General features: G+C 53.1%; 8 protein-coding genes. 3 read left to right on the top strand and 5 right to left on the bottom strand.

Going from position 1 to position 17,651, the window contains the following annotated elements; translation table 11 throughout:
• Positions 1 to 4 precede the first annotated feature (4 nt).
• The gene (locus tag SH302x_RS12665) at positions 5 to 3,544 is read right to left on the bottom strand and encodes a PVC-type heme-binding CxxCH protein (protein ID WP_479369048.1); all 3,540 of its coding nucleotides are present in this window, start codon (positions 3,542 to 3,544) and stop codon (positions 5 to 7) included.
• A 388-nt stretch (positions 3,545 to 3,932) separates the two neighbouring features.
• On the opposite strand from SH302x_RS12665, the gene SH302x_RS12660 reads away from it, so the two are divergent.
• Positions 3,933 to 5,195 (top strand): aminotransferase class V-fold PLP-dependent enzyme, encoded by a 1,263-nt coding sequence (locus SH302x_RS12660; protein ID WP_479369047.1) that lies wholly within the window; start codon positions 3,933 to 3,935, stop codon positions 5,193 to 5,195.
• A gap of 22 nt (positions 5,196 to 5,217) precedes the next feature.
• Here the strand turns inward: SH302x_RS12660 and SH302x_RS12655 are convergent, their stop codons facing one another.
• Positions 5,218 to 5,874 (bottom strand): arsenate reductase/protein-tyrosine-phosphatase family protein, encoded by a 657-nt coding sequence (locus SH302x_RS12655; RefSeq protein WP_479369046.1) that lies wholly within the window; start codon positions 5,872 to 5,874, stop codon positions 5,218 to 5,220.
• A gap of 321 nt (positions 5,875 to 6,195) precedes the next feature.
• Between SH302x_RS12655 and surE the strand changes: the two genes are divergently transcribed.
• Entirely contained in the window at positions 6,196 to 6,981 is a 786-nt protein-coding gene (gene surE, locus SH302x_RS12650; protein WP_479369045.1) for a 5'/3'-nucleotidase SurE, read from the top strand.
• A 184-nt stretch (positions 6,982 to 7,165) separates the two neighbouring features.
• On the opposite strand, the gene SH302x_RS12645 is transcribed toward surE, so the two are convergent.
• Positions 7,166 to 8,230, bottom strand: coding sequence for a metallophosphoesterase (locus SH302x_RS12645; RefSeq protein ID WP_479369044.1), 1,065 nt, complete (start codon positions 8,228 to 8,230; stop codon positions 7,166 to 7,168).
• 225 nt (positions 8,231 to 8,455) lie between these two features.
• Between SH302x_RS12645 and SH302x_RS12640 the strand changes: the two genes are divergently transcribed.
• Positions 8,456 to 14,620, top strand: coding sequence for a hypothetical protein (locus tag SH302x_RS12640; RefSeq protein ID WP_479369043.1), 6,165 nt, complete (start codon positions 8,456 to 8,458; stop codon positions 14,618 to 14,620).
• Here the strand turns inward: SH302x_RS12640 and SH302x_RS12635 are convergent.
• Together SH302x_RS12635 and SH302x_RS12630 are read right to left on the bottom strand one after the other, a co-directional pair.
• Positions 14,617 to 15,357 carry a hypothetical protein gene (locus SH302x_RS12635; protein WP_479369042.1) on the bottom strand — a complete coding sequence of 247 codons (741 nt, stop codon included), beginning with the start codon at positions 15,355 to 15,357 and terminating at the stop codon, positions 14,617 to 14,619. The genes SH302x_RS12640 and SH302x_RS12635 overlap by 4 nt on opposite strands.
• An 855-nt stretch (positions 15,358 to 16,212) precedes the next feature.
• Complete coding sequence (locus tag SH302x_RS12630; protein ID WP_479369041.1) at positions 16,213 to 17,607, bottom strand: DUF1501 domain-containing protein; 1,395 nt, start codon at positions 17,605 to 17,607, stop codon at positions 16,213 to 16,215.
• Positions 17,608 to 17,651 lie beyond the last annotated feature (44 nt).

The following is a 17,651-nucleotide window of genomic DNA, read 5'->3' as shown; positions in this document are numbered from 1 at the left end:
AATCCTACTGCTTCTTTAAAGTAGTCATGTATTCCACGATGTCGACCAAACCTTGCTGATCGACCAAGTCTTGCAAGTTGTTGGGCATCAAAGACGTTTCTAGCTTCTTAAATGCTTCAACGTTCTCCATCGCAAACTTGCGTTCGATACCGTCTTTGTCTTTCAAAATAACTTCGTTGTCATTCTTGCTGACCAGCAGCCCCGTAATGACTTCGTCGTCGCTGGTCAGCACCGAGTACGCTTCATAATTGTGCGAGATTCCTGCGCTAGGATTCACAATCGCAACCAGCATCGCTTCACGCGTCAGCTTGTCGCCAATCTCGGAAAGGTCTGGCCCCACGTTCTTTCCACCTCCGCGGACAACATGACATTGAGCGCACGTGGCAACCGAATCGAATGCCTTCTTTCCAGCTTGCCAATCGCCGCGCATCTCGGCAAGCTGGTCGATTGGCGCTAAAGGCCGCCCCGCGGATGCTAAAGCGGGAAAGAGCTCCGACGCCTTTTTCGCGATCGCAGCATCTTGTGAAGACCGTAAAGTGCCAGCGACCATCGTGCTTGCATCCGCAGGAAGCTTTTTCGCGACAGCAAGATCCAGCAAGTACCGTTGGCCTTCGGCCTTACGAGCCAAACCCGTTGCTGCGACGATCCGAATCGACGAATCAATTCCAGGTTGCTCCAAAGCTTTTCGGAGAAGTTGGCTTGCATCGCCGCGATTGCTCAACGACAGCAGCTTGGCCAAGGCCAGTGCTTGCTGCTTTTTGGGTGCATCGGCTTGTTCTTCGGGCACCAGGACCATCGCCTCGATCGCTGAGGCGGCATTCTGCTTCAATGCAAGGTCAATCGCTTTGACGCCATCGGACGTTGCACCCAAACCAAGCGCCATAGATACCAGTTCGGCTTCCATGCCAACCATGTTCAGCTTCTCAACGATGGTGAGTGCCGCTGGGCTGTTGCCTAGCGAACTGACATAACGCTTCACAGCCCCAGCAACCTTGGGAACTGACATTACTTTGCCAGTATCGCTCATCCGCAAAGCCGCTTCGGTGACGATGCGGTCACTTGCAGCGAACTCCAGCAGTTGCTGCAGCGCCTGCGATTTGGCTTCGTTGCTCTGGAAATCAAGTGCCCGGAACATTGGGTCGATCTGCTCGCTAGCGATCGATTCGTCCTGCAGCATCTTGGCAATCCATTGACTTGTCTTTGCACCTCGACTTCGCCATATAATATCAGCCACCTTTGGATTCGAAGGCTCCAGCTTGTGCTGTTCGACAAACAAGTCCAAGCACTCATCCCATCGATCCATGGCCGCAATCCCCAACGCTTCTAACATCCAGCGGTCCCGCCCATCATATTGATTGGCCAAAGCCAACCAACGCCGCGGCATTTCCGGCGAAGCGTCTTCACGCAACGCAACGCACAACTCACGTCGCACTTGCACATCGGTATCTTTCAACATGGTGTCGATATACAACTTGCGGTCTAACTTCATAGCCCGAGCCGTACGAATAGCAGTGATTCGTAGATCGGAGCTATCGCTCGTTAGTGCCTGCTGGATGTATCTTGCACCAACCGTTTCGATGCGAGACAAAGCCCAAAGTGCTCGCGCCGCTAGACGGTGGTCGGCTGACTCTTGCAAGACCTTTGCCAATGGCCCTTCCGCTTGTGAACCAAATCCAGCCAACGCTTGCATCGCCAAATAGCGAACAGACTGATTTGGATTTGCCAACGCAGCGACCGCACCCGCGACTGTCTTCAAGTCGTACTGGGGAATTGAGTATTTGCTTCCGGGCGGCGCTACACGGAATAATCGACCGCGTTCGGTGTCTTCCATCAAATGTCCGCCCACGCCTGGATCATACCAGTCGCTGATAAAGACACTGCCGTCCGGTGCCACACACACATCCGCAGGGCGGAACCACTTGTCGCGTGAACCTTCTACCAAGTTTAAAATGGACGCTGAATAGCCTGCGCCATCACGCTGAGTTGGATAAGCACGCACGACATTGGGGCCGGCGTCACAGTGAATCACCTGATTACGGAATCCAGCGGGCAACAATTCGCCTTCGTAAACCATGATGCCGGTCGGAGAGCCCGCACCTGTAATCAACATCGTGGGCACAACGCCAGGATCATTCAAATGCCAGTGCCGCGAAGGAATATCTTTTTCCATATTCGTACGAAATTTCTGCCACGAATCACCGGTCACTTCATCGGTGTAACCATAGTTTCCGTACTCCATCACAAAGTTGATGCGTGTGGCCCGATTGCCGTCATCGTCGTTATCCGATTGCCAAATGGAACCGAAGGAATCGACGGCGAGTTCATAGTTATTGCGGAAGTTGTGTCCGACCACTTCCATGTTGCTAAAATCCAAGTTGCAACGAAACGCCATCCCTTGACGATATGGCTTGCCAGAATCATTGATCACTCGGCCCCAAGGATCACGGAACGGTTGCCCATCTTGATCGCAGATCTGATGGCCTGTGTTCCCATAATTAAAGTACAGCCGATAATCCGGGCCAACGACGAAGCTATGTACACTGTGGTCATGCTGCGGCTCACCCGTCTTGGTAAACACCGCTGTCTTGCGGTCAGGGATATCGTCACCATCTTCGTCAATGAATTCAATGATATAAGGGGCTGCACTTACCAACACGCGGTTGCCTAATACACAAATCCCCAGCGCGGAATCGATATCTCGCCCTTGATAAAACACCTTGGATGAATCCATCACTCCATCCTGATTGGTATCTTCCAAAATTAAGATGCGGTCGCCTTCGGGTCGGTCATCGCGATGGCGGCGGTAGTTGACCACTTCACAAGCCCAAACTCGACCACGATGATCAATATCAATATTTGTTAAGCTCTTCAGAGTTGGTTCCGACGCTGCCAATTGAACGACCACTTCAGGATGGGCATCCAAGCCAGCAACCGCATTCTCCGGTTTACGTTGCTCCGACGCAGGCGTAGCCACGGCTCCCAAGTTGGCAGGCAGTTGGTCCAAGAAGATCATGAACTGCACCGAGGTGACGTTGCCATTTTGCTGCGATGTGCCGCCGAAGTCCAAGCCTGCAATCGCTTGGAAGGTTTTGACGCCAGGCGGCAGGTCATATTCGATCACGCTATTGGCATGTGTTCCGATTCCATTCTCGAAGCGCTGATTGCGAATCATCAACGGCCCACCGGCTGCGTTGCGATTGACGTTCACGCGTCCCCAGCCGCTTTCCGCACGAACCCACTTTAAATCGGTCAGCTTTTGCTGTTGGCCATCATTTAGCACCAAGATTGGATTCACCCAATCCGCCCAATCACATGCGAACCCGTCGCCACCATCGCGAACGACCAAGAACAACTTCTTTGCACCCGCGATCGACAAATCGATGTCGACCTGATGCCGAGAGGTCGTCGTATTGACCAGCGGGGATTGGTAAGCTGGTTTAATGGCTTTCGTTTCTTGCTGTGCCAGCGCTGGAAGGCAAATCGATCCGAAAAAAAGCGCAAGTGCCGCCCGTCGAGCGACCAGAGAAAATTGGAAAGTTGCCATCGTTAAATGATTATCTAGAGGGCTGTGCATACGTGTTCCGCGGTAGAAGATAATGCGAGTAAACTCGTGAAGGTGGGGGCAATGCTGGTCCGTTGGGAAGCGCGTCGGAGTTCGTTTTGTGACGCCAACCGAACCTGCCGTGTAGGACAGCATTGTTTATAGCAGCAACGTGGTTACGCCCTTAAGTGGCCGCTAGCGTCTTGATTTTGAACTAAACAACGTCAAGACGCAAGTTGCCTACATGGCGACCCGGCTGATTTTCCCCAATTGTTGAATTGAACTCCCGGTTACGGTTAGCTCCACAGATTCACTGCCAAACTTTCACCAAACGAATACTTCGGCTACCATAGAACAGACAAGCCAACTACAGCACCTCCTTCGACGAATTATGACTACTCTGACAAAAAGCCCGATCGACGTTGAGATTTTGCGTCGCGATTTTGCGTTTCTCGATGTCGCACATCCCAGCGGGCTGCCAATTGCCTACCTGGACAACGGGGCAAGTACGCAACATCCCCAGCAAGTCTTGCAGGCGATGCACGATTGCTATCAGCACGCTTATTCAAACGTCCATCGCGGAATCCACTACTTGTCGGAAGCTGCGACAGACCGATACGAAAGTGCTCGCGCCAAGCTTGCTAGCTTCCTCAATTCGCCCAGCAGCGAACAGATTATCTTCACCGCGGGTTGCACAGCCGCGATCAATTTGGTCGCTCATGGTTGGGGACGAAAGTTTACCAACGCCAACGACACGATCTTGACGACACAGATGGAACATCATGCGAATATCGTCCCATGGTTTCAGCTTCGAGACGCGGTCGGTACCAAAGTGGAGTTTGTAAAAATTACTGAAGATGGCTTGCTGGACGAACAAGACCTGAACCTAAAACTTGCTCAGCGCCCCAAGCTACTGGCAGTTACCGCTGTCAGCAATGTTCTGGGAACGATCAATCCTATCAAGTCGATCATTGAGCGAGCGCATGCGGTTGGAACGCTGGTCCTGGTCGATGCTGCTCAGGCAGCCCCGCACCATGCGCTGGACGTGATCGAATGGGACTGCGATTTCCTTGTCTTCTCTGGTCACAAAATGCTTGGCCCATCCGGCATTGGCGTATTGTATGGCAAAGCGGAGTTGCTAGATGCCATGGACCCATTCTTAGGCGGCGGTGGAATGATCGATATCGTCAGCGAGTCGGGATTTACAGCGGGCCTTGTTCCTTCAAAGTTTGAAGCTGGCACGCCCCCTATTGTAGAGGCCGTTGGGCTAGCCGCCGCAGTTGACTACCTACACCAAGTTGGACTGCCGAATATTGAAGCGCACGAACAACAACTGACGAAAATCGCTTACCAGCGACTCTCTGCGATTGAAGGGCTCACGATCCTGGGCCCTGCGCTCCAGCATCGCGCTGGCATCATCAGTTTTGTATTGGATAAAATTCACGCACATGATGTCGCTCAGATCTTGGATCAACATGGCGTTGCGGTACGGCCCGGCCATCACTGCACGATGCCTTTGCATGAACGACTGGGGATTTCTGCCAGTGCGCGGGCGACGTTCTATCTTTATAACACGAGCGACGAAGTTGAACGTTTAGTCAACGCGGTAGAAGCGTGCAAAGTGCGATTCCAGCAGCGCACTCGGACCCGATAGGTTGTTCTGTCGTTCGCCGCCGCTATGCCAGAGATATCGACATCATGTACAACATCTCGCGACAGATCTGACGCGAACGTTCGTCATACAACGTTACCTCTTGATCGGTATCGTCTGCAATCTTCGGATCCTCATACCGAATCGGCATGCGTAAGTCGCAGCCCATTACCAACGGACAAGCGTCATCCGCTTGTGAACATGTCATGATGGCACAATAAGCTTTGGTCGGATTCGGCGCTCCATCGTACACTTTGGAAAAGCACAACTGAGGCTTCGCGGCTTCGTGCGTTTTCACTTCGTAGATCGGATTGGATGCCGTCGCATCTTGCGCTTGAACGTTCAGTCCTGCACGTTGCAAAGCAGCCACTGCGCGCGGATTGAAGGCAGTTGCTTCGGTGCCGCCCGAATAAGTTTCCACATGATTCACATGAAAGTAATCCGCAGCAACCTGCGCCCAGACTTGCGATAAATGACTGCGACGTGAATTATGAGTGCAAATAAAGGTCAGCTTCGCTGGCCTCTGCTCCGATTCACATTGAACAATGTACTGCGCCACCCGCATTAAATCCGACTTTCGCTGATCGTCAATCAGGTGAAACTCGCTCAGCCCCTGAGCCAAGTAAGCTTGAAGTTCTGGATAAAAACTGAGGGAATGTGCGGAGGCTTGCCGTGTTGTCATTGTGTTCCGGTGTGGTTCTGCACAGGACACGCATGCCGCATCATCCATGAGATGAGCTTGCGTACCCCGCGACGAAGGAAACTGCTGTATCGTCGATCGACGATAACATTCGTTTGGGTGTTGAACAAGTCTTGCTCGCGAATTGAGGGCAGAAATCTCCAATTATTCACAATGGCTGTAACGGTTAGCCGTCTGGCAAGAAGTATCGCACCTTTGGCCGCACAAAAGTCACTGCCACGAAGACGACTCGCAGAAACGCTGGCGTTCGGTACACTTGTCGCCTTTGGAAAAGAACCTTTTTGGAATCAAAAGATAAAATCGATGCTGAACGTACTGCTTGCCAACGATGATGGAATCTACGCGCCCGGGTTGGCCGCGATGGAGCAACAATTAAGGACCATTGCGAACGTAACAGTAGTGGCACCCGCAACCGAACAAAGCGGTGTGGGGCATTCAATCACGTATTTAACACCGCTGACATGCAAGAAAGCGTTTGATGGAGAGCGATTTAGGGGGTGGGCCGTCGATGGTTCGCCCGCTGATTGCGTGAAGCTGGGTTTAACTGAGTTGATTGCCGAACCAGTCGACTTGGTAGTCAGCGGAATCAACGGCGGACTGAACGCAGGCATCAACGTGTTGTACTCAGGCACCGTAGCCGCAGCGATCGAAGGCGCTTTTTTTCGACGACCAAGCATTGCGGTTTCATTAGAGTTCGATCCGAAAGCGGACTTCGACGCAGCCGCTCAGATCGCGGTGCAGTTGATCCCACAATTGTTAGCGAGTAAAGCGGCAAAGGATCATTTGTTGAACGTTAACATACCAACATCGGTAACCAAGAAGTTTCGCAAGGGTGAGCCGATTGAGGTGCATTGCGTGCCAATGGGGACAGACAGTCACAACGATCGCTATTTGAAACGCCAAGACCCTAAAGGTCGTGATTATTACTGGGTTAGCGGCGATTTACCACCACCGCCTTCCGGAGCCAAGGAGACTGATGTGGAGGCCTTGTGGTACGGCGCAGTGACAGTGACTCCGTTGAATTTCAACTTGACTGACATGGCTTGCTTGCAGCAGATGAACAACAGCGATTTTCGGATTAAGTCGTAGGGTTTGCGTCGTAGCGTTTGCATTATGCAGCAACGAACTGCTAGGCTGCTGCTGCTCTGTCGTTTAACCGCGTTGGGCATCGCCCCGCGTTGGATGTGTACAGCGGTAGTAACGCGGCCCGTTGAGCACGCGGTTAAATGACGATCCAATCATGACGCATACCACGCCACACGTCCTGCAGCCCTTAACCCACGGTAAACTGGAACTGATTCTGTGCGGACTCGTTGCGTTGGTCACGCGTCGGCGAATAATCGTAAGTCTGCACGTGCTTACCATCTGCCTTGAACTCTAACAATCGCAGCCAACCATCGCCGCCCTGCGGTCGCATCTGAAAGTTCACCAGCAGTTGCTCTACATTTCGCTGGGCTGGCGTCTGCGTGACCACGCGTCCCAAGCCATCTCCCAATACGTGGCCATTGAGCGTCAGGATGAAGTTCTCATGCTTGCTTATTAAACCTTTCCACAATTCTTCGCCGTCACAAACGTCACCCTTGGTTGTTTTCGCGATCCCATAGCTGTGTGGATTCCAGGATTGCTTTTCGCCATGCAACTGCCAGTCGTAACGTGTGTCATCGTGATAGATAAACGCGTGCGTCGACAGAATGATGGCGTGGTCCTTATGCTGAGCGGCAACTTCGTTCGCCCAACGGACGACATCCTTGCGCGGGCCAAACTCCAGACACAACGACAAATAGTTCCGTCCGCTGGCCACAAAGCGATGGAAAGAGTTTTCAAGTCGCTCGGGTTCGCGGTCATAGGTTCCACCAAAGGTCGGGAGTTCCCGAAACTTGGCCACCGGAAAAGCGTTAGTCAACCCGCAGGAGCGATCATTACAAACGCCGCCAGCGCTGTAATCGTGATTTCCTGGGACCATAAAGTAAGGGACTTGTCCGTCCAGTGTGTTCATCGCGGTAATCGCATTCTGCCATTCAGCGTCAGAGTTCCGATTGGTCACATCTCCCAAGTGGAGCACACAAGCGATCTTGCGCCGTTGCGATTGTTCGACGATCCACTTTGTCTGCGCAAAATACTGGTCCGGAAACTTTTCGCTGTAGTTCTGGGTATCTGGCAGCACTGCGATGGTGAACGAGCCATCTTCTGGCAATGGTGGCTGTCCATCTTTGAGCACGCCATCAGCATAAGGATTTTTTGCCTCTTGAGCCAACGCATCGCGACTGGCAAAGTATTGCGGCATCAAGGAACAAATCAGACCAGCTTTTAGAGTGTTACGGCGGGAAATTGAGTTCATAGAGCAATCCAGTTAGGTAAGGTGGGATGGGGAGGGATTGGGCGAGGACAAAAGGGAAGGTGACACACACTTTCGCATCCAAATCGTTCTGACGATGTAAGCTTGGATGCTAGCAGTTCAAATCTCAGTTCTAATTGTAGCGATTCTGGCGGCTAAGTCGCGCTCGTACGCAATTTCGATACAATCTTCATATTCCTTTTCTATTTCCGGTGCGGAAACAGTCCCATGGAAGATCTTCTAACATTTCTGCTGGTCGCGTTTGTGTTCGCATTGTTTTGGGCGGGCACTGGGCACACGCTGTGGCTGGTGATGAAATGGCTTCTACTGGCAGTGTTTGGTAGAGCCTGCGAACGATGCGGCGTTCGGTACCGCGAGTTGCATTGCCCAGGTTGTGGCAAGCTAGATGCATTGAAGAGCGCAGGTACCAAACCGGATGTCCATGCCGACGTGCAAGCTGCTAAGCGACTGATCAGCTTCACTCGTTTCAATCGCTGGATGGAACCTGAGCAAATCAATGAACTGGAGCGAATTGTCGATCGGCTGGCCATCCGCGTGCAGACTGACCAGCAAGCATCGACTCCGAGCCAGCTTACCGCGCCTACGCTTTCTAACGCGACAAATCCAGAACCGATGTCACTGGGCGAGCGGATCGATCACTTGTATGGCAACGAGCCTTCGTTGGCTCCACAGCGGCCGGCTTCTGCTTTATCAAGCCCCCCAGTTAGCGAGCTTGCTGAAGTCTCGCATGCCCTGGAACAAGAGTACGCACCGGAGGCAAGTTTAACCACGCAGTCCGAATTGAAACAGCGTATCAGCGGCCAGTTGCTCAAAACATTCATGGAGCAATCGAATATACGCTGGATAGAACTTATCAGTGCGACATTGATCGTCGTCTGCAGTGTAGGCTTGGTGATCAGTCTGTGGAGTACGCTCTCGAGCACTAGTCGCTTCTTCCCATCGCTAGTTTTCTTAATTGCAACACTTGCCATTCACGGCGTCGGTCAATACACGCTGCGGCAATGGAAACTGCGTTCCACATCGCGAGGAATTCTGCACATTGGACTGATGCTAATTCCGCTATCCGTTCTCGTGGGCATCTTGTTGGCCAAGCGACCTAACGAAACGCCAACGATGGATGCAGTGACCATCGGCGTCATCGCTGTGGGGACGGTTGCCTACAGCCTGCTGGCCATTACCGCTTCACGAGCATTGTTTGCCAGTCGCTGGCTGCCTGTTGCGGCTACCACAATGATTGCCAGCGTCACTTTAATACCAATATATTTCCTCGGTGCGAGAGGCTTGCTCGCTCATCCTGCATCATGCGCAGTTGCGATTCCATTGATACTTGCAAACCTGTTTGCCAGCTTGCTACTTGCAAAGGCGACGGCGCGACTCAGGTCATTGCGATTGATGAAGTTGCGGCAAATTGCTGGCATCTTCATTCAAGCGATCTTTGCGACGACGCTGGCGTTTGTGTTCGCATTCTTGCAGGCAAGAGTCAGCGGCGGCATACATGATTGGTGGTGGATTGCCAGCGGCGTCATAGCGGTCGCGTGGTCCAACTGGGGATGGGTGGCCAGCCAACCCCGTCCGCTAGTCCATACCGCCAATACCGCCAAACGCTCCAGCGAAAGCAGCGAAAGCAGCGAAAGCAGCGAAAGCAGCGAAAGGAACCATCGAAACACTTCAGAAGGGGCTGTTTGGTTTTCTGTGTTTGGCTGGCTGGCCGCCGCAGTATTTATGACTGGGATCCTGGCCTGTGTGTGGCAATTGGTGGATAGCCGATTGAGCATGATTGCTTTCCTCGCTATCGCGGCTGCGACATGGTTGTCGTTTGGCGTTTGGCTTCAGACGAGAGTGGCCACCTTTATGGGCACGCTATCGCTTTTACTCACTCTGACGTTTCTGGGTGAATTATCGCTAGGCGATACAGTCGCCATGCAGATGATCGATTGGATCAGCTTGCAACGCATTGGTGTACTTACGCTAGTTTCGTTGATAGGGCTAGCTGGTTCGTTATGGACCACGCTTTCCAATCGACACTTCCCCATGGCTCCTGCGATCACGATTGCTTGTTGTACCAGCCTTGCCGCGACAGCAGCGTTGACGACAATTGCCAGCCTGCTACCAATTGGCCAGCAGCCATATGGTGGAAGTTGGGCGTCGTCCCTGTTAGTACTGTATGGCATTTTAGGTTTAGCCGCCGCGATGGTAAGCCGGCAATCATCGCTAGTCAAAACTCTGCTGCCAATTAGCGTTTGCGTGCTGTTGCTGGGAGCGATCCTCGTGTGTCAGCGTAATCCAATGTTGAATGATATACTATGGCAATGGCGGCCCGGCAGAGCATGGGCGATTGGGACCACCAGCGTCGCGCTGCTACTTACGTCGATGGCAGTATCGATCCAACGACTTCACCCAGAATACGATCCACAAAATTCTGAGTATAAGATTAACGCGCCGCTAGCGATCTCGGCGATTCTGATTTTGTTTTCCGGTCTTGCGATTTGGTGGCCTCCGATCAAGTGGCACTTGGTCAGCCGATTGAGCTGGTGCTTTCCGCTCGTGTTGTTCGGAATCTACCTTGCCCGCCATGCGGTTCATGCCCGCGAGGGAGCGTTGGTCGCCGCTTGTTTGTGGAGCGTCTCTACGTCTATCGCGATCAGCCAATACTACAGTTGGTGGAATGCGCTGGGGATAGTCGGCAGTGTTGCGATGCTGGTGTGCGCGATGCTGCCGTTTCTGATCGTCTACGAATGGCGGTTTCCACGCGATCACGAAACGGGAGATGGGGATTGGGGAACCGATACAGTATACGCAGCTTCTTGGGTGTTAATGCTGGTGGGCTTGATCGGTCCTGCAGGCCGAAATGCTGCGATCTGTTTGGGAGCGGTCCCTGAAACGCATTCTAGCTCATTTTTCACTCAGCCAGCCTCTAGCCTCAGCTTTGCAATGGCAGTGGCAACATTGTGTCTGTTGAGTGTCACTGCGTGGTGGATCAATCGCCGCCGGGGGAAATTCCTATTGCTAGACAGTCTTGCATTGATTCCTATCGCGACGGCATTGTTAGTCGTCGCTCGGATCGCTCCACCTTATGCACTGCAAGCTGGCGTGTGGTGGTTGGGGTTATTGCTTATTGCCAGCGAGACGTGTACATGGATCAGCAGTCCATGGCGAGATCGTAGCCTGCGTGCTTGGCAGTTAGTCCCCAATCTTGACCGGCAGTGGCAATGGCTGGGCTCAAGTCGAAAAGTCGCTGTGGTGGTGTTGTATCTTGCAACCACAATGCTGGCGGTTCACTGGATAACGAGGACGTCTTCTATTATTGAAGAAGATGAAACCGCACGTTGGTTTTCAAATCTGCAGTCCGTAGGCTGGCTGATCGGACCGGCTCTGCTGGTAGCTTTGGTGCGTTGGGCATGCAGCATTGCCAATCAAGAAAGCGTCGCGATGACGCGAACCGCAGGCATCGCGACTGCGGCCATGACTGGCATTTATTCGATGCTAGCGTTGCCGCAACCGCAGGGCATCAAGGAATTTGCTCTCCCGTGGCTGCAAAGCGCGGGATTAGCAGCAGCCTTGCTTGGGTGGGCAACTTTATTGTTTACTTTAGTTCGCAACTTTATGGGCGTTCGACGCATGGCTGCCGGTAATAGTTCTGTCGTTAGTTTACTACGCACTGCGGCTAAAGGAGCCAGATTTCGACGTGCTGTCGAAGGTAGCGTTGGAATCAACTGGCTAGCGGTCTGCTGTTTAGTTGGCATATGTATGTGGGCTGCAGTGGAAGTGGTGAGCTTACCCTCGTATGTTCGGGTAGGAGCGAAAGGCTGGAGGTTTTCGAGCTTTTGGGTAATGGCAACAACCTTCTTCACGGTGCTTTTGTTCTGGTATCAAACATTGAAACGTGGTGGCCGAGCCTTTGGTCTGCTCGCTGTCAGCCTCGGCGTGCTCGCCCCACTCGCGTCCATGGTGATAGTCGAACGTCTCATGGCGATGGCAGCGACCACGAGATGGTATCACGTTACTCCCTATAGCATCGTCGGCACACGGACCTTGATTGGGGTATGGCTGGCGTCGTTGTTCATTGGGTTAGTGACGCGTTTAGTTGCCAATATCCGGGGTGACGCGTTGCGAAAGTTCGACGAACTGGCGTGGGTGTCACTGGCATGCGCCGTCGGTGGGTTGTCATTGATCGGAATCACGAATGATTTTTACTATCGCTGGCCGATGATGCAGCTTAGCATTTTGGCGTTGGTAACTGCCATCAGCGGCGTTCTGTCGAACCAGAACTGGCGTGGTCAGGTAGCGGGTTTTACGGCCGCTGCTGGGCTCGCCTCGCTGTACCAAGACCCTACCTATTACGGCAGGTTGTTTACAATGGCTTGGCTCGTACTCTGGGGGCCATTGTGGATCGCGTTGCTCTCCGCAGTGCTACGACGCATCACCCCTGCAAAGTGGATCAGCGGATCAACGCAGAACTCACTTTTACTCCAAACACTGACGGTCGAACGCTCAGCAAGCCTGACTCTTCCAGTGCTTGCCATTTTGCTAAGCTTGTTTGGAATCATGGTACATCCTTCCATGCTGGCGACCATGGAATTGTCGCGTTTGCCGATGGTCGCATTTGGGATCGGTGCCTTGGTGCTTTCCATATGGAGGCAATTTGAGCCCGGATCTGGTCAGCGAAGTTTAGCGTTCTACCTCAGCTTTATTGCCTTAGCCCAGATTTTAGCACTTGGTGTCTCCGTGTCCGTACCGCTGAACGGTTTGCAGGCTCGCTTGCTGTGGATGTTTGCCTCGCTCACATCGCTGGCGGTGATGGCAGGTATTCTAAGGGAGTTGGAGCAGCACGGAGCTGTGATTGGCAGACACTTGCGTTTGCAATCTGTGCTGAATCCAGCAGCTATCGCTCGTGCGTTGCATTGGATGCCTCGCGCCAATGCGGTACTTTCGATCTTAGCTCTCGTACCCGCCATTCTGTTAGTCCTTTCATTTCAGGATCGGGGATTGCGAATGGCGGCAACATCGCTACCACTCATTGGCGCGCTATCGTTCTTGCCGATCATTAAGGACCACAGCCCGCGGGTCCTTCGCTACATTGGTTTGTCGTTGATCAGTAGTTTTTTCGTTTTAAGCAGTTGGGCTGATCTCCCCCAGGCCTTGTTCCATGCCAACCACGATGACCTATGGCATTTCGTTCATCGCGCTTTTGTTGCATGTGTTTTACTGGGAGCGATCTATCCTTGGCTAGCAAGTAAATTTTTTAATACTGCATTGTGGAGCGGGCCGCTGTTGCATATCGCATGGTTGCTGATGGGGGCAGGAGGCGCTGCGGGTTGCGTTTTATTGATCGGCCAATGGCAGTTTGACTGGAGCGCGACCGCAGCCACTGTAAGTACGCCTGTCAAACTCATCACGATTGCCGCTTGGCTCACCTTCACGGGACGTTGCATGCAGTATGCGGCGCGACCGATGCAAGTTGAATCGGGAGGTTCGATCGCAAGTCGCAAATTCGCGGTCTATATGGCGGAAGTCGCATTTGGACTTGTGTGTGCTGCGTGCTATTTTCACTATCCCGAATTGTTCCAAGGTTTCTTGCTCAAGTGGTGGCCAATAGTGGCTTTTGCATTAGCCATGTTCGGTGCAGGTATTGCGGAATTTCTGCAGCGAGCGAAGCAGCCGATTGTCGCTGACCCACTTCAGCGGACCAGCCTCTTGCTTCCGATTGTATCGTTGATATGCGTTTGGTTAGTAAGCGGCCCAAGCCCGACATGGTCGTGGAGTGACTGGGATCGATATGCATTGTTGCTGCTGCTATCGGCGCTAGTGTACGGTGTGCACGCTTGGTTGAATCCATCATCGTGGTCCAAAGTGGCCGCTGCGGGCTTTGCGCTGCTTTCATTTTGGTCGCTGTTACAAAGCCAGCCAAGTTTGCGACTCTTTGAACATCCGCAGTTCTGGTTGTTGCCGCCGTCGCTGGCAACATTGGCATATTTGCAGATCAACCGTTACCGGATGCATTCCGCCGCAGCTATGGCAGCTCGCTATGTCGCATTGCTAGTTGCATATTTCAGCAGTACGGCGGAAGTTTTCTTAAGAGCCTTCGATGGCCAGATCTGGCAACCGCTCTTACTGTTAATCTTGTCTCTGTTGGGAATTGCGGCCGGGATATTGTTGCAAGTTCGCACATTTTTGTATTGCGGCGCGACCTTTACTGCGATTGCATTAACTAGCATGGTCTGGCACGCGCAGCAAGCGATTGGGCAAGTATGGCCGTGGTGGGCGTTTGGGATTGTGACCGGCGTCAGCTTGATTGGAACACTGGGCTACTTCGAAAAGAACCGTCCCCAGGTTCTCGCATATCTTGAACGTTTAAAGCAATGGGACCATTAATGCTCTGGCGGTCTGCTCACGAAGCCCATCAAGCCGAATCCGATCGCTGTGCCGACCATAATAAACAAGATAAAAGGGAACGGGGAGCTGGACCAAGACCAGTTCTCGGTCAACGTAGTTCCCAAGACAGTACCCATTGTCGCCAGCGGAAAGAACGCAGCCGCCAAGCGATTGAGGCGATGCGCGGCAACCGTCATTTGATGAGCGGAGGCAGCTTGTTCCTCCACGCGACGCATAACCGCAATGTCCATTCCATTCTTTGCATCATCGTACAACAACTCGCACCGACGCGCTGTCTCATAAGCGCGATCACGCGCATCGATCAGCATGCGTTCATTGGGTTTCGCCTTACGAGCTTCATCCAAGACATTCGATAGATTTCGAGTTGAGCGTACTAGCGGTGCGAGCCCTTCCAGCAAATGCAGATAATCATCCGCGCGTGCGGCCTTCGATTCCGCTTGATCGTATTCATCGATGCGTTTGTTGTAGCGGCCCAACAAGTTACTGATCGCAACTTTGCCTGGATCGCCGTTGCTCGCACGCCATTCTCCGCGTTCGTCAAGCCAAAACAGTACGCCCCGTCGAGTGTCTTCATCGGCCAGCGGTGCTTCGTGAGCGACAACCAACAACTCGTTGTTCTCCAGCATGATGCGTTGGCGGCCTGCCGAGCTGCCTAGTCGGTTGCGAAAGACATCGGGCAATTGCCAAGTGGCCGGAACCAACGGAGCTTGAGCCATAGTGAGGAATCCAAAGACGATAACGAGGCGTGAACGGTCAGGTATTTACCACGCATCTATCTTAGCTACTGGCAGGACTTTCCGGGCCATGGATGTCAGTAATGAAAAATTTTGTTTCCCCGACCGCCGTCAGGCGTACGCGTTCTGCTTCAATCTCCCGCTTGCGAGGGACGTAGGCCGGTAACAAGTAAAGCCCCCGCCGCGCCGGAACTTCGGTCGCTTGATCCCCTTCAGCATCACCAAGTCAATCAGGCATTGTTCGATTGGGCTTTACGCAGTTCCGGCAAGAAGTGAAGCGACCTTGCTATCGGGCTACGCAGAGCGTCGATTTCGTTTAACCGTCAGCCGTTAGGCGTACGCGTTCTGCTTCACCCTCCCGCTTGCGAGGGACGTAGGCCGGTAACAAGTAAAGCCCCCGCCGCGCCGGAACTTCGGTCGCTTGATCCCCTTCAGCATCACCAAGTCAATCAGGCATTGTTCGTTTGGGCTTTACGCAGTTCCTGCAAGATGTGATGCGACCTTGTTACCGGGCTACGCAGAGCGTCGATTTCGTTTAACCGTCAGCCGTTAGGCGTACGCGTTCTGCTTCAATCTCCCGCTTGCGAGGGACGTAGGCCGGTAACAAGTAAAGCCCGCCTCACGCCGGAACTTCGGTCGCTTGATCCCCTTCAGCATCACCAAGTCAATCAGGCATTGTTCGATTGGGCTTTACGCAGTTCCGGCAAGAAGTGAAGCGACCTTGCTATCGGGCTACGGGACTGCCCTCCCCGGACGCTCGCGGAACTCGCGTCCGACCCTCCCACAGGAGGGTGAAGACGCAGTTCCGGCAAGATGTGACGCGACCTTGTCCTCGGGCTACGCAATCACATCTTGGACGACGCGGCCTGCAGTATCCGTTAGACGAAAATCCCGGCCGGCATACGGATAAGTCAACTTCAAATGGTCAATGCCCATCAACGCCAACATCGTGGCGTGCAGATCTACTATAGGGACAGGGTTCTCGGCCACCTCATGCCCATAGTCGCCAGAATCACCGTACTTCGTTCCAGCCTTTACCCCCCCGCCAGCCATCCACAATGTAAACGCTTTGTTGTTGTGATCTCGACCGTTGCCTTGCTGACCATAAGGCGTTCGCCCAAACTCGCCGGTCCAAACGACTAATGTATCTTGCAATAAGCCCCGCGCAGCGAGGTCCGTTAATAGCCCATCAATACCTTTGTCGATCTGCCGACAATTGCGAGGCAAATCCGTATCCAGATTATTATGGTGGTCCCAATTGCCGAACGTCACCTCCACAAAGCGCACGCCGGCTTCCACCAACCGTCGAGCTAGCAAGCACTTCGATCCAAAATTTTCCGCTTCACGATCATCCAATCCATAAAGTGACCGCGTCGCTTGGTCTTCGGCGTTCAAGTTCAGAAGATCCGGGAGCTCTTCTTGCATACGAAAAGCGGTCTCGTAGGACTGAATCACGCCTTCGATTTCGCTCGCCTTACCGCTCGCCAATAGCTTGTCTTGATTCATCTTCTGAATCAATTCCAACTCCAACGCCTGCCGTTTCGGGCCCGCGATTGGTGACAAATTCGAGACGCGTGTGTCCTGCATTCTTTGGCGATCATTCCCTAAACGCATACCTTGATACGTGGCTGGCAAGAACGCGCTGCCATAGTTCTGCGCGCCACCAGCACCTTGCGGAGCGATACTGATAAAGCCTGGCAAATTCTTGTTCTCAACGCCCAGACCATACACGGTCCAAGCCCCCAAGCTGGGGCGAATGAATTGGCTGGAGCCCGTATGCAGACGAACCATCGCTTGCGGATGCGCAGGAACTTCTGTCTGCATAGAATGAATCATGCACATTTTGTCTGCGTGTTTCGCAACGTTTGGCAGCAGTTCCGAAAACCATAACCCACTTTCGCCATGCTGGTTGAATTTCCATGGCGACTTGAGCCAAGTGCTGTTGCCGCGCACTGCTGGTTTTCCATCATCTCGCGCTAGCTTGGGCTTGTAGTCATACATATCGACATGCGACGGCCCACCGCGCATACATAAAAAGATCACATGCTTTGCCGTCCCAAATCTTCCAGCCGTCGCGCTTTGGACGCTCGAAGCAAATTCCGCTGCGGATGCGTTGTTTTGTGTCCCTGCCAACGCCGCGAAGGCGAGGTAGCCGAAGCCACAGGATGCGGTCTGCAGCACCTCCCGGCGCGTGGTCAACCACTGGCGATTATTGCAAAGTGCGGTGGTCATCGTTGAAAGTTCCTTGATTTGGCGTAGCTAATAGTTCGAGTTTT

This window comes from Njordella calcicola (assembly GCF_056494125.1).
This window is presented reverse-complemented; position numbering and strand designations above follow the sequence as displayed.